The following is a 24,412-nucleotide window of genomic DNA, read 5'->3' as shown; positions in this document are numbered from 1 at the left end:
CCATAAAACGGAAGGGTCTTTATTCTCATATTTGACAGAACTTTCTGTAAAATGAGATGATTTATCAAATATGATGTTGTAAAGGAGCAGAACGCAATGATACAGCCAGAAGATATCGTCAGAAGCGGTCCAAACCAATTTATTTCTCAAAAAGGCATTTATCATGAACTCGATTCACTTGTTTCTCCATCCTTCCGGTCACCCGCTGTCGTGACGGGATATGATTCATTTCATGCTTTTTCACAGTACACAAAGCTTCCGTCTCATTGGCCTGTTGTCCAGCACAAAGGATACAGTTCACCCAATGCAATTACCCGAATTGCAGAAGAACTGCACGGGGCAGATGTGATCATTGGGATCGGAGGCGGCACGATTTTAGACACCGCCAAGTCAGTAGCAGAGGCTCTTCAAATTGAAGTGATCATGGTTCCAACCATCCCGGGGACATGTGCTGCATCTACACCGCTTAGCGTCATTTATGATGACAAGGGGAATTTCATGAGAGTCGATTACCATAAACGGTCCAGCTACCTCACGCTCATTGATCATACATTTTTGCTCTCTTCTCCTCTTTCCTACCTTCAAAGTGGGATTGGAGATACGCTGGCCAAATGGTATGAAGCGGAAGCCATTATTCGAAATGCAAAGGATTCCTTGCCGCTCATGGTGCATGCAGCACTAAAACAGGCGGTATACGTGAGGGATATTCTTGTTTCCCATAGCGAAGAAGCTGTCCACAGTTTGCAAACGGGTCAACTTTCGCAATCATTTGCAGATGTAACGGATACCATTATTACATTAGCTGGCACGGTCGGCGGCTACGGAGGACGCTACGGAAGAATGGCAGGAGCCCACGCCATCCATAACGGATTGACGTTTATTGAGGAAACGCACCATATGTTACATGGTCAAAAAGTGGCATACGGCATTCTTGTTCAGCTTGCTACAGAAAATCGAATGGGCGAAGTAGAAGAATTACTTGAGCTTTATGAAACACTCGGATTACCTAGAAATATGCGTGAGCTTGGCATCACAGCTCAGCTAGAAGAAGCCGCAAAAACAGTGGCAAGCCATGCTGCACGTATAGATGAAACTTTTTGCTTGATTGGAGACTATTCCAAAGAGCAAATGGTCGACGCCATTCAAGTCATTGAAACCGTATCAGCCTCGTAAAATCGTTCAATAAAAAGCACAGGCATGCCACCTGTGCTTTTCTTTCGATTAAAAATCAAAGTTATCTGGATCTGGACCTGTGCGCTCATCTTCATTAAGCTGATCGATGACACCCATCTCATGTGCGGACAGCTCGAAATCGAAGACTTGTGTGTTTTCGATGATTCGGCTCTTCGTCACAGATTTTGGAATGGTGATAATGCCATGCTGCAAGTCCCAGCGAAGAATGACTTGAGCCACGGATTTGTCATGTTTTTTCGCAATATCCTGAAGAACAGGATGGTTCAGCAGCTTCCCGCTGCCTAATGGTGACCACGCTTCTACATGAATCCCTTTCTCCTTGCAGTAGTCTCGTAAAGGCTCCTGCGTCAGCTTTGGATGCAGCTCGATTTGATTGACCATTGGCACAACTTCTGCTTCTTCTAATAGATCATCTAGATGGTGCTGATGGAAGTTACACACACCGATGGCTCGAACGCGTCCATCCTTATACAGCTTCTCTAGTGCTTTCCAAGTTTCTTTATATTTGCCTTCAACTGGCCAATGAATTAAATAAAGGTCTAATACATCTAGCCCTAGCTTGTTCATACTTGTTTCAAAGGCTTCAAGTGTTGATTCATAGCCTTGATCACGATTCCACACCTTTGTCGTAATAAACAGATCATCGCGAGAGATGCCTGATTGCTGAATGGCTTTGCCTACCCCTTCTTCATTTTGATAGGCTGCTGCTGTATCGATGCTGCTGTAGCCCGCTTCAAGAGCGTCTGTGACTGCATTTACAGCCTCATCCCCATCTTTTACTTGCCATACACCGAAGCCTAGCTTCGGCATTTTTACTCCGTTTGCTAATGTGACTGTATCTGTTAATCCACTCATCAAACAAACCTCCGCTTCATTTTTGCTTACCAAGCACTATACCCGAATTTTCTATTGATCATGCATGAATTTTCGCTTGTGTTATTTGATATATTGTCCTATATCGACTTGATTGGCGTCAACGATTTGGTATTCGCTTGTTTGATCTTTCTTTTTAGAAAAATCATATGTCTCTAAAAAGCTTTGGTCATAAAAAGTCAGACCATAAGTTTCCTGTTCATTCTCGTACACTCTGATCCAATAAGATTCTTTTGAAGCTTTTTTAGCTTCGTTCATTTTCTTTAATTTCACATCTGAAAGTTCCTTCAACAGCTTTTGAATGTCTTCTTTTTTCTTCAAAACAGCACGTTCATTATCATGCTCAATTTGTATGGATGTCACTTTGTTTCGATCAATCGAGACCACATCATCAAAAGAGTATGTTTTGGCATTGATCATAAAATAAATACCCATTCCGATTAAAATAACGACAACTACACCAATGATCCACTTTTTCAACCTAACTCCTCCTTCTATTCACGCCACGCCTATTGAAACACCGAAGTCCAATCATCCTCCTCAGAGAACACTTGAATCCCGTGCTGTTTTAGCAAAGCGGACGTCACACCATCTCCCGCTTTTGTCTTACCGTTAAACTCTCCCTGGTAAATCATCCGGCTCCCGCAAGAAGGGCTGTACTCTTTTAGCACAACCGCTGTTGCTTTCAGTGACTGAACCTGTTCCAGTGTCGCTTTCGCACCTTTTACATACATCTCTGTGACATCAGTTCCATGAACATCGACAACAGAAGCCTGCCCTCGTAATACATCATGTCCATCTCCGCCAATGATTTCTGCCGGAGGTCTTGGCGTAGAAAAGCCGCCAAGCAGTTCAGGACAAACTGTCACAGCCTTTCCTTCCTGCACAAGCTCTTCGATTCGCTGATCTAATCGATGGCTACCATTATACCGGACCTTCAACCCAGCAAGACAAGCGCTGACCACAATCACGTCTGTTCCTCATTTTTATGGATTGAACGTTTTTTACTGACTTTAAAATAAATACATACAGGCAGATAGAAGATCGTGTACCCTAAAAAGGGCAGAGCACAATACAAAGCAGCAGCCCAAATCGACCCTTCAACTCCTGTGATACCAAAAAAGTAAACAAATAATAGCAAGCTGACAAACAATCCCACGAACGGCATGATGGTTGCGGACTTTTTAAAATTTTCCATCATTTCTTTCCCCAAAGAAGCTCCCTCCCTTTTAACATGATCACGAATAACGTCAATATATGTTAATTTTACCATATAAAAAACCGAAATCATCTCATTTTCTACGATGGTTTCGGTTTTTTTAATCTATATTTTTTCTTTCCATGCCTTCAAAAAGCGCTCAATCACTTGTAATTCATCTTCATGAAACTGCTGGAGAAATTCTAAGTAGGACGCGACAGCTTTCTCATGTAATTCATCATGCAGTGCCGCCAATTGCGTGCCTTTCTCTGTCAATGAATAGTAGACAGATTTTTTATCCCCTTGCCGGTGGCAATAGCCCACCATGCCTTTATCAATTAGTTTTTTCACAGCCTTTGTAATAGCGGGCTTTGATAGTTTCAGTTGTTGAGAAAGAAATGTATTATTTGATTCGTTTGGATTGGCTTGAATCATCGATAAAATGTGAAGCTGTGTGAGTGTCCAATCTTGCTTGAGTGTATCAGTCGTGGTAATCAGTGGATCTGTTGGATCATTCCTTCTCTTTTCTCTATGAATAATCAGATCTTGAATCGCTTTTAATACAATCTGCTCTTTAGTCTCCATCTGAACCTCCACTCTTAACTGGTTAATAAAATGGTACTAATAATTAAGATAGGAGTCAAAAGAAATGTCAGTGTGATAAAAATAATAGGCCATCAGACCTGAAAATGGTATATGTACTTTTCTACTAGATGATCTATGATGTCACAGCTCCTCTTTCTTTTATTTGCTATAATTCATAGGGATGACATCCAATTTTTGATGAAAAAGGTGAGCTAATGAAAACCGAACAACACATCGCCATTCGCCAATTAGAAGAAAAGATCCACCTGTTTTCTTCAGCTGTGGACGGAACCTTCCTCGCAACGGACGATTTCGTACTATCCAATACTCACATATCGACAGACACATTCAATTTGCTATTACCGACATCAGCGCAAATTAAAGATCCGCAAAAAGTGAAAGCAACCATCGAATACTTGCAGTCACAGAAACTATTATTTAGCACATGGGTGGATCACCGCTTGCTTCATCCTGATTGGACTGATTTACTAAAGGAATATCAGCTTGAAGAGGTTGAACGCAATACCATCATGATGCTTGAACAGACAGAAGGCATTGACCCAGCTACATCTTCACCACTTACAATCAAAGAAGTACTTGATGACCAGACACTGCTTGATTACAAAAATATCTTTATCGAGCTATTCAAAGAGTCACCGGAGGCTATCGCCTTAGAGAACTATTTCCAGCGTTTTTCGCTTGAAGCTATACAATCACGCGCTCGCATGTTCGTCGGATATGCAGACCACAAACCGGTCACAACAGGCTTATTACTCGAAGCAACCGATAGCTACGGTATTTATGATGTCATCACAAGGGCAGATCACCGCGGAAAGGGACTTGGCAGTGACATGTTTCATTACCTTCTGACCCAGACAGACAACAAACAGAAGCGCGTCCTGTTACAAGCATCGGCGGACGGCAAAAATATTTACCAACGTGCCGGCTTTCAACCAATTGGCGAAATGGTTGTTTTTGAATAGAGTAAAATAGAACATAAAAAAAGCTGCCTATCATAGGCAGCTACAGATTGTTGACAAAGGGCTAAAATGATTTTTATTTTAGCCCTTTGTCTTCTTTTCAGCGTGATAGAAAACCTTTGAAGTCTAGGAAGGACGAGTACTGGCGCGGAGCGAATTTGACATTCGTGAGCACCAGCACGCAGGACTGACAACGAATGCGAGGGTTTGTCTACACGCTGAAGCTGCCTATCATTAGGCAGCTATTCAGCACGATGCTGACGATCCATATAAAGTGGTGGTCTCTTCAACGAAATCACCGCACAGCTAAAGGCAATCAGTACAAACACTGCACCGAACTTCGCCAGATCAACAGATGAACCGGTCATCGTAAATAGGACACCGCCAACCGCTGATCCAATTGAGATACCAATTTGCAAGGCCGATGTATTTAAGCTTTGCTGAATATCAGACGTCACAGGATCTGTTTGAATCAAATAGCTCTGCAAGGCAGGCGTTAATGCCCAGCTAAGAGCTCCCCATAGGACAACCATGATCATAAAGAGGACAAACACACCCGCTGTATAAGGAATGATAAACAACACAACCGCAAACGCAATTGTCACCAGCAAAATGGCTTTCCCTGAACCCAGCTTGTCACTAAGCCAACCGCCTAACCCATTCCCGCCAATAGATGCAAGCCCGAAGACCAAATAACAAATACTAATCCAGAACGGGGTCATATGCAGAACTTCCATTAGAAACGGAGTGAAATAAGAATAAAGCATATAATGACCTGCAAGCATAAACAAACTGATCAAGTGTGCACTAAAAATTTTCGGATGCCCTAAAGCACGAATTTGCTCTCTAAGAGGTGTCACTTTTTCAACAGGCATTTTCTCTAATAGGAAATAAATTAGCACCATCGATATCGCTGATAAAATACTGATTCCTAAAAACATCACTCTCCAGCCAAAGCTCTCTGTAATAAAAATACCGATCGGTACACCGAGAACAAGTGAAGAACTAATCCCAATAAAAATCAGACCTAATGCCTTCGCACGATGCGCTGGCTCCACCAACTTAGCAGTGATCGTCAATGACAACACCACCACTAGCGCTGTACTCATTGCGATCAATACCCTAGAGATCATGACAAGAGCAAAGGTCGAACTAAAATATGTGAATACATTCCCTATTGTAAACACCAATAACGCGATTAAATAAAGACGCTTTCGTTCAATTTTAGCTGTGGCAGTCAGCAGCACAGGTGCTGAAATGGCATACACAATGGCAAATACGGTGATAAGCTGCCCAGCTGTCGCAAGCGATACATTCAAATCCTCTGCAAGGCTTGGCAAAATGCCTCCGACCACAAGCTCAACTAATCCAACCGCAAAAGTAGAAACGGCTAATAAATATACTCTCCAGTTCATGTCTAACATCCCTTCTCTATATCATCGCTTTCACTTTTGATACAGGGTGAAGACAAACAAAAAACCCTGATTACAAAAAAGGAAAGCACACTTTTGTAATCAGGATTTATCGGATCCTGGTAGAAACCCTCAAACCATATTATTGAGGTTATACAAGTCTATTTTTTCTTCAAATATAGTAGCATATGCTTACATAACTGGCAAGCTATAAAAATAGGAAATGACTGCAAATTCACGATCAAACAAAGCACTCAGAACAGCATGAAAAGAAACCCCAGTACAACTTGCTTTCTCCTGCATTTACAGGTAAACTGATGAAAAATCAACGAACATTGATCAACGTAGATCTGGAATAGTAGCTTGAATTGACCTTTAACAGAGAGGGAACGGTGCTGAGAAGTTCCTACTGACATCTTCAAGTGAACCTGCCGATTTAGTTCTGTTTCATACAGCGGTTCATACCGTTATCATGATCGAGTGTAAAGCTGTGCTTTAAATTAGGGTGGTACCACCAGGAATGGTCCCTAACTTAAAGCACAGCTTTTTTGCATTTTAAAAGGAGGAATATGCAATGTCAAAGAAACAATTTGTTGAAAAAATCACAAGCATGGAAGACGACTTTGCCCAGTGGTATACAGATGTTGTCACAAAGGCACGCCTCGTCGATTATTCAAGCGTCAGAGGCAGTATGATCATTCAGCCATACGGCTTTAAAATCTGGGAGAATATTCGCGACGAACTTGACCGCCAAATCAAAGAAACAGGGCATGAGAATGTGTATATGCCGCTCTTTATCCCAGAAAGTCTGCTGCAGCAGGAAAAAGACCATATCGAAGGCTTCGCTCCTGAAGTGGCGTGGGTCACACATGGCGGTGAATCCGAATTACAGGAAAGGCTCTGCGTCAGACCGACCTCTGAAGTACTGTTCGCTGAGCATTACAAAAACATCATTCATTCCTACCGTGATTTACCGAAGCTTTATAACCAATGGGCGAATGTCGTCCGCTGGGAAAAGACCACACGTCCATTCCTTAGAACGCTTGAATTCCTATGGCAGGAAGGACACACATGCCATGAGACGGAGCAAGAAGCGATTGAGGAGACAGAAAGAATGCTTCACATCTACGCTTCTCTTTGCGAAGAGCTCCTTGCCATTCCTGTCATTAAAGGGAGAAAAACAGAGAAGGAAAAATTCGCTGGTGCCCGCTTCACCTATACAGTTGAAAGCCTGATGCATGATGGAAAAGCGCTGCAAACGGCCACTTCTCACTTCTTCGGAAACGGATTTGCCAAAGCATTTGGCATTGAATTCTTAAACCGCGAAGGAAAGCTAGAGCATGTCCAGCAAACCTCTTGGGGCTTCACCACAAGAATCATCGGTGCCATGATCATGGTGCACGGCGATGACAGAGGACTCGTCCTTCCGCCAAACATTGCGCCAACCCAAGTGCGGATCGTGCCAATCGCCTCTCATAAAGAAGGTGTACTCGATCATGCCTACGAGTTGAAAGAACGACTCACCCGCATCGCACGTGCTGACATTGATGCAAGCGATAAACAGCCAGGCTGGAAATTCAACGAATGTGAAATGCAGGGCATTCCTCTACGTGTCGAAGTGGGACCAAAGGACATCGAAAAAGGACAGGTGATGCTCGCAAGACGAGACACTGGTGAAAAGCAAGCTGTCACATTAGATGCACTTGAACAAACCATCACATCCACGCTTGAAGATATTCAACGGACGATGTACGAAAAGGCGAAAGAACGATTACATGAAAAAACATCAAAAGCTCACACCATCGAAGACATTGAGTACATTCTTTCAGAAGAAAACCGATTGATTAAAGCCATGTGGTGCGGTGACGAAGCCTGTGAGAACGACATTAAAGAAAGAACAGGGGCGACCTCACGCTGTATCCCATTTGAACAGGAATCTGTCTCTGATACATGTGTCTGCTGCGGAAAGCCAGCATCTGATATGGTTTTCTGGGCAAAAGCTTATTGAGAATAGAAACGAAAGAGAAGCATCCCTCACGATGCTCAGGCTGTCGAGAAAATCTCGACAGCTTTATTTTTTCCCTTAAAGTTTCCATTCCCCCGTTTTATAATAGAGAAAAGCATACTAAAGGAAGGTGTTTTTTCTCATGTTCCACACTAGAAATTCTTCTCAGCACGAAGCCGAATTTGTATTGCTAGATCAACTGGTCGAAGAGGATCACCTGCTTCGTAAAATTGATCAGTACATTGATTTTTCATTTATCGTAGATAAAGTAAAACCGTATTATAGCGAGAATAAAGGTCGTCCTTCTCTTGATCCACTTATTTTGTTCAAAATGATGTTTATCGGATACCTGTACGGTATCCGTTCTGAAAGACAACTTGAAAAAGAAATTTACTATAACATGGCGTATAGATGGTTTTTAGGTTTAAACATCAATGACCCCGTTCCACATCACTCGACCATTAGTTGGAATCGTCGTACTCGATTTAAAGATACAACGATTTTTCAAGATATTTTTGACGAGATTGTGCTTCAAGCCATCAATCACGATATGATTGGAGGGCGCGTCCTTTTTACTGATTCAACCCATCTTAAAGCGAATGCAAATAAACATAAATATACAAGAAAAACGATCGAACAAGATACTCAGAACTATATGAAAGAATTAGATGTTGAATCACTCATTTTCCTCTTAAAGTAGGCTTGATTTTGCGGTATACCGAAAATTTACATATAGAGCGCATATGTTCGATTTTAGAATAGTTAGACATGTTAAAATATTGTATATAAATGGTTTTATAGGAATTTGAAGGGGGAATATATATGGGTGCTTCTATCACTTATGACGAAGTGGCGATCAAACTGAATGAATGGTATTCAACCATCAAAAAAGATCAAATAACTGATGCAGAATTTTTAAAAGCAGATGTTCAACGACTCTTTGACAGTATGGAAGAAAATCAAACCGTATTATTATATTTTAGTCTGCTGGATTTTCGACATGACTTAATGCTAAGTTACCTCAAACCTAAGTTATCTAGCCGAGAATTAGATGAATATATGGTTCAGATCAATGAGCAGAAACATAAGATTGATCAATCACTTCATGAAGACAAAGATCAAATTGAAAAGATGTTAGATTTTTATTTTTGGTTTTTTAAAGGAATGCACGAATTTAGGAAAAAGCAATTTGACGAGGCGATCAGTTCTTATAAATCTGCTGAAAAAGTTCTCCTGGATATTGAAGACCCTACTGAAAAGGCTGAATTTTACTACAAATTATCAGAAGTGTACTACCACATAGATCAGTATCAAATTTCTGTCATGTATGCACATAAAGCATTGAGTCTATTTACAGAGCAACCATTAATGCAAGAAAAAATAGCCTGGTGTTATTCAGTCATCGCTGGAAATTATCTGTCTAAACTAGAATACGCTGATGCACTTACTTACTTTGAAAAATCCCATTCTTTTGCACAGCAGACGAAAAACGAATACCTTATATCCTCTACGATCTTTAACTTAGGCAAGTGTTATTTCCACTTAGAAAAATATACAGATGCCCTGTCCCACTTTGATACTTCTTGTGAACTTTTTGAAAAGAATGAAACATCACATGTTCCAAAAGCCTATTTTAACAAGCTATACACCCTCTTGAAATTAGGACAGGTTGTTCCAGCAGCCGAAACATATGAGAAAGGAGTCTCGGCAGCCCAACAACTGAATGACAAAATTTATGAAGAAGAAATGAAATTTTTATATTGCCTTTATTTTCAATCTAAGACACCAAATGCGATCACAGAGTTAAAACGTTGTCTTGACAATATACAAAGCAAAAATCTTTACGAAGATGTGTACCAACTAGCTTTTGAAGCTGCGCAATACTATAATAAAAGTAGGCAGTTGGAAATTGCTGTCGTTTTTTATGAAAGAGCACTTGAAGCAAAGTCGTTAATTCAAGGAGGGGAATTGTTAAATGTTGAAGAGTAGAATTTTTGTTCCCATCATGCTTGTAACTGTAGCATTAGCGTTACCAATTTTTCATTCTGCTGCTGTCTCACATGAAGTGGCTGACAAAGTGATTACATCGAGTGTAGGGAAAGAAGCTGGAAATACAATATAAGATCAAAGAAACGGTTCTGTGACATCCATTGTCATAGAACCGTTTTTTTAACTAACTGCTTTTGTAAACAACTTAAATCAGTGGTACGATACTGAAAAACATATAATTATTCATTAGGGTTCTTCTTTCAAGGGGGCAAGACAAATGTCTTTCTGGCTACTCACAACCATCCTTACAGTTATTATACTAGGTGTTTCTTTAATCTTTAAAAAAAAGAAGTCATCTTTCCAGTATGGATTTCCATCAGTTTTAATGCTGGTAAGTATCATCTTATTGCTCATAAGCTTTTTTGTGGGAGGATGGGAAGGTTTAGGGTTAGGAGCGATCAGCGTTTCTTTGCTGATTGCGTCAGTTATCGCTTTAATTATTACAAGCATTTTGAGTTATTTTAGTGGTATGAAACAAAAATAAAGCTCATGTTCGGGAACACAAGCTTTGACTGGTTATTATGCTCTTTTATAGCGATAATACATATATCGAATGATTTTTGTGATGACAGTGGTACACATGCATAAAAAGGTCATAGCCACTACCCAATACATATTCGACAGGTCGAATCCAGTATAGGCAAATATGAAGATGGTTGAAGTTATAAATGTGATAATTAGCACCACATGAATCTTCTTAAAGATTAAATACCCAATAATCCCCCAAACTAAATACAACAACGGCAATGTGAATAACACAAGACCCATGGGTTGAAGATAATGTAAGTTAATTTACTCCACTCTCCTCTACAGTTATCTTATAACTTCCATGCTGGTCATTTCCCAGTCTCTATCAGATTTTAGGGATATCTCCTTAGAGTCTTTGCTTTCAATATTATATTCAATAATTCTGCCAATAACTCCATCCTTATCTCTATCAAACATTCTTACCAATGCATAAATCTTGCCGTCTAAAATCTTGACCTCTTCTAAACGTTCGTCATCTGATTTAAAATTAAGTGGAATTTTTTCAGAAGATATCTCTTTGAGCTCTCTGTTGAAAGTCTTGACTTCTCCTTCATAGGAGACTATCGTGACTCTATCATTGTCTATATTTGTCTTGTAGATAGTGAATCTATCATCCATGACAATCTTTCTTTTCGTATCGAGAGTTTTCTTGTCGAGTACAACCAACATAGAATTTTTCTTACTATCAACATTATCGTTTACAGCAACCAACAATTCCTTATCGCTCAATGACTTCAAAGAATCATTGTTGTCAGGGAAGAAAACTGAGTCCATGTCTATCTCTTTTCGTTTTTCTTTATGATTTTTGGGGTCTATCGAGGAGGCTATAACGCTATCATTATTATTATTAATAATGGCATAAATTCTCCCATCTTCAAATACTGCCGAGGTCAACGACCCTTCAAGTTCAACCTGCTTCTTATTGTTGTCATCTTCATTCCAGTATACTAATTCTCCTACTAAGCCATCCTCTGTAAAGCCAACGTTAATGTCGTGTAGAACATACCCATTAGAGTAGTTAATAAAGAATGCACCCTCGTCTTCTGTAGATTTTGAAAGTGATTTTGTTTGTATATGTTTTACCTTTCCATTATTCTTATCTATCGATACATGATAATTAGACCTATTAGATGAGAAGTACATATTATTATCACTCTGAGTAGACGAAGTGAATCCCACGCAGTCTTTTAATGACACGCTTGATAGCTTACTCCCTGTATCGTTATAGTTTACTATCTCGCATCCCCTATCCATCGTCTTTGAATGAATTACAGCAAATTTACTATCTTTCATATTGCTCAGCTCTCCCTTAGAAGAGTCTCCCACAGCCTCTTCTTTCTTTGAACATGCTGTACATATTAATGCTATGGCACAAGCTGATAAAAAAAACTTAAAGTATTTCATTCAATCATCTCCTTTTAATCTTAAACAAGCAAAGCAATCGAGGGAATTCCCCGACTGCTTTCAACTTACTTTTTTTTATGATAAAAAATCTTCGTGTTGTTAGAGTTTACTAATTCCATTGGGGACACGACTAAATCGTTTTTATAATGGTCAATATCGTGACCTTGATTTTTCCAAGCTCTCCAAGCTAATTGAGAGCAATAGAATTTTTTTGTAGTTTTCTTGTCAAGCCAGTTCAAATTGTATGGCTTCTTTTGATTAGCTTGTTTTTCTGCATACTTAGCTGCATTTACATATTTGGTATTATTAGACTTCTTCACCCACAGCCCATATACCTTTTTTCTATTTCCCCAAGTATTATTATAGAATCTAACTCCATGCTGTTTAATAGGACTCCAAGCTTTGTGCCAAGATTCTACGGTATTTGTCTTAGTTCTCGACACAACAGCCGCATGTCCAAAGCCAATCGCCGAACTACCTGAGTCCAAGTCGTAGCTAACCAACACATCTCCTTTAGTTCCTAATGCCTTGGACTTTTTTGCATTGACGTTCATCTTATCTTTCTCTTCATTGTACTTAGGTAGATACTCGTCGATCACTCCATCTTTGATGTATTGATCGATATCTTTCTGCGACTCTTCGAATATAGCTTCTGCTTTTGCTTCCGTAGATACAGAGTCATACTCCTTTTTGCTCATCTCATAAAGCTCATTAATCTGTTCAGAGGTCATTCCCTCTGCTTTCATTTCTTCTATTTCTTGCTTGGCTCTTTCATTGTTCATAGAAGGGTATACCTCTTTCGCTTGCGCATTTCCCTCCAATCCAAACCCAGTGAATAATACAGATGCTGACAACAAGGATGTGACAATAACGTTTCGTTTTTTCATATTATTACCTCCAATTCCTTTTTTAGCGTGGTCCACATTTACCATAATAATGGTTAATATGGATCATGTAAACATTACTAGAATTTTAAGGATATTTTAATATCTGATCAATTGACATGTTAAATTTGAGTGAATTTTTACATTAAAAAAGAGACTACTCGTAATAGTCTCCCTTTGAACATAAAGGACGCTTTTTCTTGTCTTGATACCGAAATGTATGAGAAATTAAACATATATCCATTAATCACTGTGATTTCATTGACGATTACATAATTTGAAAAGTAAGAGGTGAATAATTATAACTTTACAAAAAATAACTTTTCTTAAAGATAAAGTGGCGTCCTATAATGAATATCCTTTTTGTGTTCCGGTAATAAAAAATTTAGATGAAATCAAAATCACAAACAATGTAACATTTTTTGTTGGTGAAAACGGATCAGGAAAGTCAACTTTACTAGAGTCTATTGCAGATAGTTGTGGTTTTAATATAAATGGTGGTGGCAGAAATAATTTGTATACTAATAATATAGATGAGACTACACTAGGTTCCTATTTGCGTTTATCTTGGCAACCTAAATTAACAAACGGTTTCTTTTTAAGAGCTGAATCTTTCTATAACTTCGCTGCATATTTAGATACTTTAAATCAAGAAAGCGGTGAAGATGTTTATGCTCCTTACGGAGGTACACCACTGCATAAGCAGTCTCATGGAGAATCCTTTTTATCTTTGTTTAATAATCGTTTTAACGGAAAAAGTGCTCTTTATTTACTTGATGAACCAGAATCTCCACTTTCTCCAGCAAGGCAGTTAGGATTATTGAAGATTATTCATGACCTTTCTACAAAGAGTAACTCTCAATTTATAATAGCTACCCACTCTCCAATTTTGTTAGGATATCCGGAAGCAACCATTTTAAATTTTGATGGAAAGAAAATAGAGGAAATACGCTATGAAATGACTGAGCATTATCAAATTACCAAATATTTTTTAGAAAACCGTACAGCTATGTTAGACCATTTGTTAAATGAAGATTGAATTTTTCAATTATTGCTTTAATTATTACCAGCCTTTTAAGAAATAAACCCCATTCTTAAAATGAGAATGGGGTTTATTTCTATTATACTCGCACTGATGTTGCAGGCTGTTCATCCCTTTTATCTACTCGATCCAGCATCTTGATGACTCGCTTGTAATAGCGCCCCGTTTCCTCTAGCTCTTCCCTTGAAACGTCAATTACTAGGACAGGTTTCTTTTTGTCTTGAGATTCAACCAAGACAATGTCACCTTGTTGTATCTGTCCTCTTAGTCTTTTGGGAATATGCCACTTGAAAGGCCTTGGTTTAACCTTCAATTCACCGTTCCTTCTCCAACAATGGAACGCTGTAATTGTATTTTTTTCATTGGTCATGTACACACACTCCCTCTGCGCTTTTACACTAAGGATAATAGAAATTCACACGCGAAACAAACAAGAATTACGCAAGTAGTTATAAATTTCAATTAATGTTACTATGTTGCAAATGTTAGTCGACATTAAATGATTGCCCAATTGGCTTTAGGAGGGATTTGTTATTTGTGGGCATTGAGATTCTCATTGTGATCTGTATTTCAAGTTCCACGATCGAAAAGAGATTACAAAACATTGAGAAACATAACGACATCATCATAGAACTTTTAAAAGCAAATGAGCAATAGAAAATATTCAAAATAAAAAAGCAGGCTAGCTCTCCCTGCTTCTTTTTCGTTCCTCATTTGCTTTAATTAACATTAAAGCGGATACCCCTAGAATGAGTAATCCTATTTCTTACAGATTGATTACTACCTCTACAAACAAATGATTCACCTCATTTCTTTTTTTTTGTGTTACCTATTGTTGCAAAGTCATATTCTACATACGCTTTGGCTTGATTCAAAGTTTCATAACCCTAATCAACAACAAACAATACGGCCGTTCCATCTTCGTATTCACTTAGTTGATGAGATACCCAAGATCCCGCACCTCGATTATCTGCTGGAGATATGTATTCTATATCGGCTCCTGCGCCGCCTTCTTCACACATTGCCATAGGGAACTCGTCTCGGTCATATCCTCTTTTTGTTGGTATGTTTTTCAGTGATTCTTCTCTATTTTCATCGGCACCTTCTCTATCAATCGTGCAGACATCTGAAGCTCCCTTCTTTATAGCATTTTTTTATGTGTCGTGCTGTTTCTGGATACTTATCAGCCGGAAACTTCAATTTCACATCATACTGAGCATCCTTCACGGTGCTTCTTTTTTGTTAAAAAGACCCAAACACCCATTGACCTCACCAGCACGATCCCCTATAATTCATATTAATATAATAGGTTTTTAAGACTTTAACTGGAGTGGTGATATATGAAGCGCTGGCCCTCACTGTTTGCCGAACGCTGCCCTAAATGTAAAACAGCATTAGAAGTCTCTAAGTCCAATGCCCTGCAAGGCAAAGTCGTGAAAACATGCCCCAACCTTCATTATCAAAAAGAGTTTCACCCAGCCCTTGAAACATATATCGAGCACGATGATGTCAAATAAAAAAGACCAACACGTTTGCTGGTCATTTCTTTATAATAAATCCAGCCAAATTTTGACCGCTGTCGCTGTAATCATCACAGCAAGTACCCATTGCAAGTAGACGGCATTGATTTTCTGACCGACCTTAGCACCAATCGGAGCGGCTATTAAACTTGCCAGCATCAGCACAACCGCAGGAAGAAGCATGACTTGACCCGTCAATATCTTTCCAGTCGATGCGCCTATCGCAGATAGAAACGTAATCGCAAGTGAGGACGCAATCGTCATCCGGACAGGAATTTTTAAAATAGACAGCATCACCGGTACCAATATAAATGCTCCACCCGCGCCTAGCACCCCGGAAACACTGCCAATCACAAAGGCTATACCTGCCGCAAGTCCTTTATGAAAAGTGACTTCTCCCTCTGCATCTGCACGCTGTCCCTTTTTTGGAATAAGCATGAGGACCACAGCCACAATTGCAAGCAATCCATAGACGAGATTCATCCCATTCTCTGGCATAAAGTGAGAGACATAACTGCCTAATAAGCTGCCCGCCAATATACTGCTCCCCATATATAAAATCAAAGTCCGATGTAAAAATCCGCTTTTACGATAGGCCAATACCCCACCTAGCGTCGAAAAAAGCACTTGGATGGCGCCAATCCCTGATACCTCGTGTGCCGATAGTGCCATCACACCGACCAGTGGCGGGATATATAGCAGCATAGGATAGTTGATCACAGATCCCCCGACCCCCACCATTCCTGATAAGAAGGAACCAATACATCCGATGATAAAAAGTGTAATCAAAAATGCAAAATCCACGCTGGTCTCCTCCTTTGCAAAAGGAAAAGGGGATCTTCAGCAGATACCCCTACATCCTTTAGGACCCTTTTCTCACCCAGAACTTCAGCACATGTCCTTCTTCCGTCTGCGTGATCAATTCATGTCCGCTTGACTTCGCCCATGCTGCTAAGTCAGCTTTAGCCCCTTTATCTGTTGCATGTATTTCTAACACTTGACCCTCCGTCAAGTCATTCATTTTTTTCTTCGTCCGAATAATCGGCATTGGGCATGCAAGCCCTGTGACGTCTAATATTTGATCTGATGTCATTTGATTGTTCCTCTCTTCTTATTTTATTGGACATTACCGAATCGCACAACGGTTTGGACCAATTTCCATTTCACGCTGCGCTTCATCATCTGGACTCAGCTTCCCCATATTGGTTTGACGAATGTCTTGATAGGCGTTTGGCTGTGCAGGCAGATTCTTCGTGACCATTTGTCTAAATACGTCATCATCTTCAATATTCAGTCCATGATTTTCTTCAAATAGAACGCCTAGCTCCTTCCAAACGCTTCCGTCTTCATTGACTTCATCCATGATCATAAAATGCGCTGGTAGCACAATCAATTCTTTCGAAAGTGCTCCATATCGGTCATAAAGTGTTTCTCTCAAATCACCTACCCAGTCCTCCGCCATTCCAGCGAGGTCAGGTCTTCCAATCGAATCAACGAACAAAATATCACCTGAAAGAAGATATTGATGATCCACGATAAAGGATGTTGACCCAATCGTATGCCCCGGTGAGTAAAGGGGATGAATGTCAATGGTAGCCGCTCCAATCGTTATGCGCTGCCCTTCTTCAAGTCGGTGATACTCAAAGATCACTTCTTCTGCATCTTTTGGCGGCAGCCAGTAGCTAGCACCAGTCTGTTCAGCCAGTTTCTTCCCGCCAGAAATATGATCTGCATGAAGATGAGTATCCAACACTTGGGTTATAGAGACATGATGTTTTTTAGCAAAACGGGTATAGACATCCGTCATTCTAGCTGCATCTACAATTGCGGCTTCTCCATTCGACATGATCATATAAGACAAACATCCCTTGCCCATTCGCACAAATTGATACAGCTCTCCACCGCCGCTTAAATCACCGATCTTCACTGGCTCTAGATGCTCACTCCACGCCTTCATACCGCCTTCTAAATAATGGACCGTTCTGCCCGCCTCTGACAGCATCTCCGCGATCATAATAGAGGAGCCTTCCTTGGCACAAACCACCAACACTTCACGATCATGAGGAATGTCATGCAAAATGCCCTCTACTCCTTCAAGGAGATCAAAATAAGGCACATTCATATGAACGATTGCTTCCCCTTCGATCTTCCAATCCTGAACATCCGCTTGATTTCGCACATCTAGCAAAAAGAGCGGTTCCTTGCTCACGATCTTTTTTGTTAACTGCTCTGCGTTCATCGCTGTTACCGTCATGTTTCATTCAGCTCCTATTTTTCAATCGCTCCTGTCCAGCTATTCATGCCTGGCACGATATTCATCAATTGATGAAATCCTTGTTCTTTTAACTTTTGCGCAGCTAATTCACTTCTTCTGCCTGAATGACAGATCAGGTAAATGTCCGTCTCCCGGCTCAATTCCTCCGCACGTTGTTCAACCTCACCAAGAGGAATATGAACAGCTCCTGGAATATGCCCCGCCTCGTATTCATCCAGCTCTCGCACATCTAAAATAAACAAAGATGGATCTTCTTTTACCTTCTGTTGAAACATATTCAAAGACATTTCCGAAATCATGGACTTCCCTTCTTTCTCTTGTTCTCCGCCCTTACGAATCAAATGATGAAGCACCTGACCTTCTACTTTTGTTCCTAAAAATTCGTGACCGGCACTTTTTGACCATGCCGCTAGATCCGCTGATGATCCTTTATCAGTAGCCTGCACTTCAAGTACGTCTCCTGGTAAGAGCTCATTCATTTGTTTTTTTGTTTTCACAATCGGCATCGGGCATGCCAGTCCTTTTGCATCTAAAATGACAGTTGGTTGCTGCATGTCATGTCCTCCTTCATATAGGGGTGGGGGTATATTTTGTTGCGCATTTAATACCAAGCATTCATGCCACCCTTGATGTTTGTAATCTGAGTAAATCCTTGCTTCTTCAATATTTTCGCTGCCTGCATACTTCTCATCCCGCTTTGACATATCACATAAACCTCTTCATTTTTCTCAAGCTGAGAAGCTCGATTCTTCAAATGAGGCAACGGAATGTTTTGAAAGCCTTTGATATGATTTGTTTGAAATTCACTAGGAGAGCGCACATCAATGAGCTGTTGACCTCTGCTTTTCAGCTTCTTTTTCATATGAGCTGCATCCATTTGCTTCACACCTCGAACCGGCAGAAAGCGGCTCACGAGTAATCCAATTACGATGATGAGTAAAATCGTCTGCACCATCCTGCTTCACCTCACTAGATAAATAAATTCACACGTCCAATTTCAGCCTCTGCTAAATATGCCGCTACACCAGCATATTGAATGTCATCTAATAATTCTTTCTCCTGTAATCCTAAAAGATCCATCGTCATTGTACATGCCACGAGGTTAATATCCTGCTCCTTCGCCATCTCAATGAGCTGCGGCAAGGTCATGGCATTGTGCTTTTTGATCACATGCTTAATCATTTTCGGTCCCATTCCCGCAAAATTCATCTTGGAAATCCCCATGCGATCAGCCCCGCGCGGCATCATCTTGCCGAACATTTTTTCTAAAAATCCTTTTTTCATCGGTACCATCTCATCCTTACGCAAGGCATTCAGTCCCCAAAACGTATGGAAAATGGTCACCTCATGATCATAAGCTGCTGCACCATTGGCAATAATGTAAGCTGCCATCGCTTTATCATAATCTCCACTGAATAACACAATCGTCGTGCGTTTTTTCTGTTCTTCCATTCTGCTCCTCCTTCAACAATTACCTATGGGGGTATATAAAAATAAAAAATATATACATATACCAGTAAGGGTATATTACATCAAGTAAAAAAATCCGTCAACCTCCAAAGGCTGAGGAATTTCTTACCGGCTTTTCACCAATAGCTCAACTGCCTCTTTCACAAGACCTTCCGTATCTTTGCCTTGTTCAAGACTTTCACGAACACATTGCTCAAGGTTTGTACTCACAATCACACCCATTGCCCGATCAATGGCATTACGTGATGCAGACAGCTGCGTGACCACCTCGCGGCAATCCTTGCCTTGCTCCATCATCGCAAGAACCCCTTTAATCTGCCCTTCAATCCGGCGAAGACGATTCTTCATCTGCTGATTATACTCCATGAATAAGGACTCCTTTCTATTCTTTCTATGACAGATAGTATACCCTAAGAGGTATTTAGTCAAACGACTTGCCCTTCTTTTTATAGGGAAAGGATAGATCGTATGTGAAAAGAATTGCACATTCCCCCAATTATTGATAAAAAGAAGTAATCATTGAACGAGAAATTAGTTGAAGAAAAGAGGATACACATATGACTTTACATCACTATATTGGTGCTCATAAAGAGCTGCCGCTCGGTACCTTTGGTCAAAAGTCTACCTATAAACGACTCTCTGAACTCAATATCAGGACGTTTGATAAAAAACAAATAAAGCCAAAAACTTATCAAAAAGAAGATCCTTTGATAGAAGTATTCGAAACAGAAGAGGATTTCGAAGGCATTCACATTGATTATTTAGATCCTGTCTATGAAATGGTAAGAAACAAATTCACGCATCCTTTTGTTTATGAATTGGACATCATTCATTCTCTTCGTGCACTTTTTCAATTCATTGAAAAAGAGCTGTCAACAGGAGAAACCATCGAAATCTATTCTTGTCTAAATGAACTCGAAACGAAAGAAAAGGATGATCAATTGGATGTAGAAATTGACCTAAGCAAAAAACGGTTTGGAAAACACATCAATTTTAAAGGGATCGATGAACTGATTGATATGTTTGAATTAGAAAACCTACAATATGTACTGGTGAAGAAGTAGAGGAGAATTGACAAGTTACATCAAAATGCTGTGTTATTAGAGATTGTAGAAGCGTAACCTTGGTTAAGCAAAGATCATTTGAAGTTATTAATAGAAAAGCGAATATAATTGTAACAGGTAGTTGAAGGAACCAAAATCCCCTCAATTACCTCTTTGCAGATCATCGTAAACTTTTTCAAAAATCTCTATTGGTATTGAATACTTCGTTGTTTTATCATTACGGTAATTAACCACTATATCAATGTGATGTTGCTTTTTTTCAAATTCAATAATTGAATTCTCCCATCTATCTCGAACGGATATGACACAATTACCGTTTTTCTTTTCCTTTTTCTGATAAACATAGTCCATTTTATCTCTCCATTCTTATTATTTAGTATTAGATAGGTGAATTGACGTCACGTTTTAAATCAGTGATACCCAAGAAACATGAAGATAAAGAAGCTAAATGTGGTGAGTAAGTTTAAAAACGTATAAAGATAATTTCTACTATAAATACTTAATATAATACCAACTGGACCTAATAGATAATTCAATAACCATAATCCACTTCCATATCCAAATATCAAATTTGGGCTCCATAGTAGAACACCTATTACAAAGCATAGAAGTGATAACCGTCTCATTATTTTTTTAGACATTAGAACTCCTTCGAATTTTAAAATTGTAGGATGTTTATTCAGTTTCCAAATATAAAAATAACCTATATTTTAACAAAATGATACACTTAAATAATGACTTAGTCTCTACTCCTTAAGAAATTTAAGATGAAATTAAACTAATGATGAAAAAGCAGGTGACCCATGCCAAACAACCAAGCACCCAACCCACTCATCACTGAAAAATCACCATACCTCCTTCAGCACGCCCACAACCCAGTTCACTGGTACCCGTGGGGGCAAGAAGCATTCAACAAAGCCAAGCGTGAAAATAAACCAGTGCTTGTCAGCATCGGTTATGCCACTTGTCACTGGTGCCATGTCATGGCACACGAAAGCTTCGAAGATCAGCAAGTTGCTGACATCTTAAATGAGCATTTCATTTCAATCAAAGTCGATCGTGAGGAGCGTCCAGATATCGACTCGATGTATATGTCTGTTTGTCAGATGATGACGGGGCAAGGCGGCTGGCCGCTCAACGTGTTTGTCACGCCTGATCAAAAGCCTTTTTATGCGGGGACGTACTTTCCAAAGAGAAGTGCTTACGGGCGTCCTGGCTTCATCGAGGCACTGACACAATTGCTGGATGCGTACCATAACGATCGCGATCATATCGAATCATTGGCAGAGAAGGCGACAAATAATCTGCGGATCAAAGCAGCAGGGCAGACGGAAAATACGCTCACCCAAGAGGCGATCCACAAAGCCTATTATCAGCTCATGAGCAGCTTTGATACGCTGCACGGCGGATTCGGCTCTGCGCCAAAATTTCCTGCACCTCATATGCTTTCATTCTTGATGCGCTATTATGAATGGACTGGGCAGGAGAATGCGCTATATGCAGTCACGAAAACGTTAGATGGAATGGCAAATGGCGGTATATACGACCATGTCGGTTCAGGCTTTTCTCGTTATTCAACAGACGAAAAATGGCTTGTGCCTCATTTTGAAAAAATGCTGTATGATAACGCCTTGCTGATGGAAGCCTACACAGAAGCGTATCAGCTCACTCAACAACCTGAATATAAAAAGCTTGTCCACCGCCTGATCCACTTTATCAAGCGAGATATGATGAATCCGGGCGGCTCCTTTTATTCAGCGATAGATGCAGATTCTGAGGGGAAAGAAGGACAATATTACGTTTGGTCAAAAGATGAGATCATGACTCATTTAGGCGAGGATCTCGGCGCATTATTCTGCGCTGTCTATCACATCACAGAAGAGGGGAACTTTGAAGGGGCGAACATCCCTCATACCATTTCAACCTCTTTTGATGACATTAAAGCCTCTTTTTCGATTGATGACCATACGCTACAGTCTAAGCTGCAAGAAGCCCGGCACATTTTACAATCTGTCAGACAGCAGCGACCTGCACCGCTTGTCGATGACAAGGTGCTCACATCATGGAATGCACTGATGGCCTCTGCGCTCGCCAAAGCAGGAAGGGTATTTGGTGCAGAGGAAGCGATCGGTATGGCGAAACAGGCGATGTCTTTTCTAGAAACACACCTCGTCCAACATGAGCGGCTCATGGTCCGCTATAGAGAAGGAGACGTAAAGCATCTCGGCTTTATCGAGGATTATGCGCATATGCTAAAAGCGTATATGTCTTTATACGAAGCGACCTTTGAATTAGAATGGCTGGAAAAAGCGACAGCCATTGCCGAGAACATGTTTGAGCTGTTTTGGGATAAGGAAAAAGGGGGCTTTTTCTTCTCAGGATCAGATGCGGAAGCGCTCATCGTTCGAGAAAAAGAAGTATACGACGGCGCCATGCCTTCTGGCAACAGCACCGCACTCAAGCAGCTTCTCATGCTAAGCAGACTGACCGGACGTCAGGACTGGCTGGACACATTAGAGCAAATGTTCAAAGCCTTTTATGTCGATGTCTCTTCCTATCCAAGCGGGCACACAGCGTTTCTGCAAGGGCTCCTCGGTCAATATGCAACGAAAAGAGAAATCATCATTCTCGGGAAAAACGGCGACCCTCAAAAAGAACAGCTTTTACAGGCGCTTCAAAAACGATTCATGCCCTTTGATATCATATTGACTGCCGAAACAGGGGAGGAATTAGCAAAACTCGCGCCCTTTACAAAAGATTACAAAACGATCGATGGCAAAACCACCGTGTATATTTGTGAAAACTACAGCTGCCGCCAGCCAATCACCAATATCGACGAAGCGATGGAACAATTATTCCGCGATTGAGTCTGTCATAAGATGACTATGAGAAGACAAAATGAGGACAAACAGATAAAAAACATGTCAATCCGCTAACAAATTGTCTGTACGGTTTTATTTTTCCTAAAAAACGGTTAGAATGCGCACTAGATGTTCTCATACCGAAGGGAGAGAAAATGATGAAAAAGGTATCATACACACTCATCGCTTGTTTGTTATCTGTTGGGCTTGCAGCCTGCTCGTCAAACGATGCCAAACAAGATAAGCAAAACGACTCAGCTAAAAACAAGGAAACAACACAGGCTGACCAAAAAGAACAGCAAAAGCAAATGGAAGAGATGCAAAAGAAATTAGACGCACAAAAAATCGATGATCAAAAGGTCGTTGCGACCGTCAACCAAGACAAAATCACAGGTAATGAATATAATAGCGCTCTATCAACCATTCAAGGACAGCTTCAGCAATCTGGGCAAGACCCAACATCTAAAGAAGGCGCAAAAGCAGTTAAGAAACAAACCATTGATGCGCTCGTAGGTCAAGAGCTTATCCTGCAAGATGCTGAGAAGAAAGGCATCAAAGCCTCTGACAAGCAGGTAGATAAACAGCTAAAAGAAGAAAAGAAACAATTCAAAGACAACGCTCAATTTGAAGAAGCCCTTAAGAAAAGCGGACTCACAATGGATCAGCTGAAAAGTGACATTGCCGACAGCATCAAATACAGCCAGTATGTCGACAAAGAAATCAAATCAGCCTCCGTCTCTGAAAAGGATGTTAAAGCGTACTATGATCAATACGCAGATGAAATGAAAAAACAAAAGCAAAAAGCACCAGAGTACAAAGAGGTTAAATCACAAATTAAAAAACAGCTAGAATCCCAAGAAAAGCAGAAAGAAGTACAAAAAGAAATTGAAAAACTAAAGAAATCTGCGAAAATTAATGTGTCTCTGTAACAGCTAAGAAAAATCCGCCATTGTGCGGATTTTTTTTCGTTACTTGATGAACTATTTTTCCAAAATAATGACAAAAGCCTCATCATAAACGTCTCTTCCATCCGATATGATGGGAGTACAAAAGAAAGCGTTATCAATT

29 protein-coding genes, 3 pseudogenes and 1 riboswitch are annotated in these 24,412 nt (G+C 40.2%); of the genes and pseudogenes, 13 read left to right on the top strand and 19 right to left on the bottom strand.

The genetic code is table 11. The features are described 5' to 3' along the window. Window positions 1-99: 99 nt before the first annotated feature. Entirely contained in the window at window positions 100-1,173 is a 1,074-nt protein-coding gene (locus tag MHB83_RS06310; RefSeq protein ID WP_342496835.1) for an iron-containing alcohol dehydrogenase family protein, read from the top strand. A gap of 48 nt (window positions 1,174-1,221) precedes the next feature. Here the strand turns inward: MHB83_RS06310 and MHB83_RS06305 are convergent, their stop codons facing one another. From MHB83_RS06305 to MHB83_RS06285, 5 genes are all read right to left on the bottom strand, one after another. Beyond that, window positions 1,222-2,049 carry an aldo/keto reductase gene (locus tag MHB83_RS06305; protein WP_342496727.1) on the bottom strand — a complete coding sequence of 276 codons (828 nt, stop codon included), beginning with the start codon at window positions 2,047-2,049 and terminating at the stop codon, window positions 1,222-1,224. Window positions 2,050-2,130: 81 nt separating this feature from the next. Continuing rightward, window positions 2,131-2,547 (bottom strand): DUF5301 domain-containing protein, encoded by a 417-nt coding sequence (locus MHB83_RS06300; RefSeq protein ID WP_342496726.1) that lies wholly within the window; start codon window positions 2,545-2,547, stop codon window positions 2,131-2,133. A gap of 29 nt (window positions 2,548-2,576) precedes the next feature. Further along, window positions 2,577-3,038 carry a DUF523 domain-containing protein gene (locus MHB83_RS06295; protein WP_342496725.1) on the bottom strand — a complete coding sequence of 154 codons (462 nt, stop codon included), beginning with the start codon at window positions 3,036-3,038 and terminating at the stop codon, window positions 2,577-2,579. Next, entirely contained in the window at window positions 3,035-3,280 is a 246-nt protein-coding gene (locus MHB83_RS06290; RefSeq protein ID WP_113768627.1) for a hypothetical protein, read from the bottom strand. Before MHB83_RS06290 ends, MHB83_RS06295 begins: the two co-directional genes overlap by 4 nt. 111 nt (window positions 3,281-3,391) lie before the next feature. Continuing rightward, entirely contained in the window at window positions 3,392-3,850 is a 459-nt protein-coding gene (locus MHB83_RS06285) for a MarR family transcriptional regulator (RefSeq protein WP_050943378.1), read from the bottom strand. A 215-nt stretch (window positions 3,851-4,065) separates the two neighbouring features. On the opposite strand from MHB83_RS06285, the gene MHB83_RS06280 reads away from it, so the two are divergent. Next, the gene (locus MHB83_RS06280) at window positions 4,066-4,833 is read left to right on the top strand and encodes a GNAT family N-acetyltransferase (protein WP_310025822.1); all 768 of its coding nucleotides are present in this window, start codon (window positions 4,066-4,068) and stop codon (window positions 4,831-4,833) included. Between the two features lie 239 nt (window positions 4,834-5,072). On the opposite strand, the gene MHB83_RS06275 is transcribed toward MHB83_RS06280, so the two are convergent. Beyond that, a complete protein-coding gene (locus MHB83_RS06275) occupies window positions 5,073-6,245 on the bottom strand; it encodes an MFS transporter (RefSeq protein ID WP_003217034.1) in 1,173 nt (390 codons plus the stop codon). Between the two features lie 76 nt (window positions 6,246-6,321). Beyond that, window positions 6,322-6,421: riboswitch (purine riboswitch) on the bottom strand. 395 nt (window positions 6,422-6,816) lie between these two features. Between MHB83_RS06275 and proS the strand changes: the two genes are divergently transcribed. The 5 genes and pseudogenes from proS to MHB83_RS06250 all read left to right on the top strand — a co-directional run bounded on the left by proS (window position 6,817) and on the right by MHB83_RS06250 (window position 10,780). Continuing rightward, a complete protein-coding gene (gene proS, locus MHB83_RS06270; RefSeq protein ID WP_342496724.1) occupies window positions 6,817-8,250 on the top strand; it encodes a proline--tRNA ligase in 1,434 nt (477 codons plus the stop codon). Window positions 8,251-8,389: 139 nt separating this feature from the next. Continuing rightward, window positions 8,390-8,917 (top strand): annotated as a pseudogene (locus MHB83_RS06265) (transposase); the annotation flags it as partial. A gap of 152 nt (window positions 8,918-9,069) precedes the next feature. Further along, the gene (locus tag MHB83_RS06260; RefSeq protein ID WP_342496723.1) at window positions 9,070-10,236 is read left to right on the top strand and encodes a Rap family tetratricopeptide repeat protein; all 1,167 of its coding nucleotides are present in this window, start codon (window positions 9,070-9,072) and stop codon (window positions 10,234-10,236) included. Further along, complete coding sequence (locus MHB83_RS06255) at window positions 10,223-10,369, top strand: hypothetical protein (RefSeq protein WP_170965961.1); 147 nt, start codon at window positions 10,223-10,225, stop codon at window positions 10,367-10,369. Before MHB83_RS06260 ends, MHB83_RS06255 begins: the two co-directional genes overlap by 14 nt. Before the next feature lie 144 nt (window positions 10,370-10,513). Continuing rightward, window positions 10,514-10,780 carry a YesK family protein gene (locus MHB83_RS06250; protein WP_144523908.1) on the top strand — a complete coding sequence of 89 codons (267 nt, stop codon included), beginning with the start codon at window positions 10,514-10,516 and terminating at the stop codon, window positions 10,778-10,780. A gap of 35 nt (window positions 10,781-10,815) precedes the next feature. Here the strand turns inward: MHB83_RS06250 and MHB83_RS06245 are convergent, their stop codons facing one another. The 3 genes from MHB83_RS06245 to MHB83_RS06235 all read right to left on the bottom strand — a co-directional run bounded on the left by MHB83_RS06245 (window position 10,816) and on the right by MHB83_RS06235 (window position 13,115). Then, window positions 10,816-11,064, bottom strand: a complete 249-nt coding sequence (locus MHB83_RS06245; protein ID WP_232532130.1) for a DUF2651 family protein — start codon at window positions 11,062-11,064, stop codon at window positions 10,816-10,818. A 45-nt stretch (window positions 11,065-11,109) separates the two neighbouring features. Next, window positions 11,110-12,228, bottom strand: coding sequence for a hypothetical protein (locus MHB83_RS06240; RefSeq protein WP_212046264.1), 1,119 nt, complete (start codon window positions 12,226-12,228; stop codon window positions 11,110-11,112). Window positions 12,229-12,293: 65 nt separating this feature from the next. Then, window positions 12,294-13,115: a septation ring formation regulator EzrA gene (locus MHB83_RS06235; protein ID WP_212046265.1), complete on the bottom strand. Its 822-nt coding sequence runs from the start codon at window positions 13,113-13,115 to the stop codon at window positions 12,294-12,296. Between the two features lie 298 nt (window positions 13,116-13,413). Between MHB83_RS06235 and MHB83_RS06230 the strand changes: the two genes are divergently transcribed. Continuing rightward, complete coding sequence (locus MHB83_RS06230) at window positions 13,414-14,151, top strand: AAA family ATPase (RefSeq protein WP_136945101.1); 738 nt, start codon at window positions 13,414-13,416, stop codon at window positions 14,149-14,151. An 82-nt stretch (window positions 14,152-14,233) separates the two neighbouring features. On the opposite strand, the gene MHB83_RS06225 is transcribed toward MHB83_RS06230, so the two are convergent. Both MHB83_RS06225 and MHB83_RS06220 read right to left on the bottom strand, forming a co-directional pair. Beyond that, window positions 14,234-14,524: a DUF5839 family protein gene (locus tag MHB83_RS06225; protein ID WP_034620732.1), complete on the bottom strand. Its 291-nt coding sequence runs from the start codon at window positions 14,522-14,524 to the stop codon at window positions 14,234-14,236. 517 nt (window positions 14,525-15,041) lie between these two features. Next, window positions 15,042-15,381: pseudogene (locus MHB83_RS06220) on the bottom strand (NucA/NucB deoxyribonuclease domain-containing protein); the annotation flags it as partial. Between the two features lie 113 nt (window positions 15,382-15,494). On the opposite strand from MHB83_RS06220, the gene MHB83_RS06215 reads away from it, so the two are divergent. Further along, entirely contained in the window at window positions 15,495-15,671 is a 177-nt protein-coding gene (locus tag MHB83_RS06215) for a hypothetical protein (protein WP_003216908.1), read from the top strand. Between the two features lie 30 nt (window positions 15,672-15,701). Here the strand turns inward: MHB83_RS06215 and MHB83_RS06210 are convergent, their stop codons facing one another. The 7 genes from MHB83_RS06210 to MHB83_RS06180 form a co-directional block, all read right to left on the bottom strand. Continuing rightward, the gene (locus tag MHB83_RS06210) at window positions 15,702-16,478 is read right to left on the bottom strand and encodes a sulfite exporter TauE/SafE family protein (RefSeq protein WP_342496722.1); all 777 of its coding nucleotides are present in this window, start codon (window positions 16,476-16,478) and stop codon (window positions 15,702-15,704) included. A gap of 58 nt (window positions 16,479-16,536) precedes the next feature. Continuing rightward, window positions 16,537-16,767 carry a sulfurtransferase TusA family protein gene (locus MHB83_RS06205; protein ID WP_044139185.1) on the bottom strand — a complete coding sequence of 77 codons (231 nt, stop codon included), beginning with the start codon at window positions 16,765-16,767 and terminating at the stop codon, window positions 16,537-16,539. 33 nt (window positions 16,768-16,800) lie between these two features. Further along, window positions 16,801-17,928 carry an MBL fold metallo-hydrolase gene (locus tag MHB83_RS06200; protein WP_212046266.1) on the bottom strand — a complete coding sequence of 376 codons (1,128 nt, stop codon included), beginning with the start codon at window positions 17,926-17,928 and terminating at the stop codon, window positions 16,801-16,803. Between the two features lie 14 nt (window positions 17,929-17,942). Continuing rightward, complete coding sequence (locus MHB83_RS06195) at window positions 17,943-18,503, bottom strand: sulfurtransferase TusA family protein (RefSeq protein ID WP_253621905.1); 561 nt, start codon at window positions 18,501-18,503, stop codon at window positions 17,943-17,945. Between the two features lie 47 nt (window positions 18,504-18,550). Further along, window positions 18,551-18,904 carry a rhodanese-like domain-containing protein gene (locus MHB83_RS06190; RefSeq protein ID WP_050943388.1) on the bottom strand — a complete coding sequence of 118 codons (354 nt, stop codon included), beginning with the start codon at window positions 18,902-18,904 and terminating at the stop codon, window positions 18,551-18,553. A gap of 14 nt (window positions 18,905-18,918) precedes the next feature. Further along, the gene (locus MHB83_RS06185; RefSeq protein ID WP_012008766.1) at window positions 18,919-19,401 is read right to left on the bottom strand and encodes a DsrE/DsrF/DrsH-like family protein; all 483 of its coding nucleotides are present in this window, start codon (window positions 19,399-19,401) and stop codon (window positions 18,919-18,921) included. Window positions 19,402-19,524: 123 nt separating this feature from the next. Further along, the gene (locus tag MHB83_RS06180; protein WP_003217059.1) at window positions 19,525-19,785 is read right to left on the bottom strand and encodes a metal-sensitive transcriptional regulator; all 261 of its coding nucleotides are present in this window, start codon (window positions 19,783-19,785) and stop codon (window positions 19,525-19,527) included. 191 nt (window positions 19,786-19,976) lie between these two features. Between MHB83_RS06180 and MHB83_RS06175 the strand changes: the two genes are divergently transcribed. Then, window positions 19,977-20,483 carry a hypothetical protein gene (locus MHB83_RS06175; protein WP_253621906.1) on the top strand — a complete coding sequence of 169 codons (507 nt, stop codon included), beginning with the start codon at window positions 19,977-19,979 and terminating at the stop codon, window positions 20,481-20,483. A 141-nt stretch (window positions 20,484-20,624) separates the two neighbouring features. Here the strand turns inward: MHB83_RS06175 and MHB83_RS06170 are convergent, their stop codons facing one another. Then, on the bottom strand, window positions 20,625-20,834 hold the full coding sequence (locus MHB83_RS06170) for a hypothetical protein (protein WP_050943391.1): 210 nt from the start codon (window positions 20,832-20,834) through the stop codon (window positions 20,625-20,627). A gap of 452 nt (window positions 20,835-21,286) precedes the next feature. On the opposite strand from MHB83_RS06170, the pseudogene MHB83_RS06165 reads away from it, so the two are divergent. From MHB83_RS06165 to MHB83_RS06155, 3 genes and pseudogenes are all read left to right on the top strand, one after another. Beyond that, window positions 21,287-21,730, top strand: a pseudogene (locus MHB83_RS06165) (thioredoxin domain-containing protein); the annotation flags it as partial. 132 nt (window positions 21,731-21,862) lie between these two features. Then, window positions 21,863-23,350 carry a thioredoxin domain-containing protein gene (locus tag MHB83_RS06160; protein ID WP_342496834.1) on the top strand — a complete coding sequence of 496 codons (1,488 nt, stop codon included), beginning with the start codon at window positions 21,863-21,865 and terminating at the stop codon, window positions 23,348-23,350. A gap of 152 nt (window positions 23,351-23,502) precedes the next feature. Beyond that, window positions 23,503-24,273: a SurA N-terminal domain-containing protein gene (locus tag MHB83_RS06155; protein WP_061406581.1), complete on the top strand. Its 771-nt coding sequence runs from the start codon at window positions 23,503-23,505 to the stop codon at window positions 24,271-24,273. Window positions 24,274-24,412 lie beyond the last annotated feature (139 nt).

It is taken from the genome of Bacillus sp. FSL K6-3149 (assembly GCF_038630515.1).
Taxonomy (GTDB): Bacteria; Bacillota; Bacilli; order Bacillales; family Bacillaceae; genus Bacillus; species Bacillus pumilus.
This window is presented reverse-complemented; position numbering and strand designations above follow the sequence as displayed.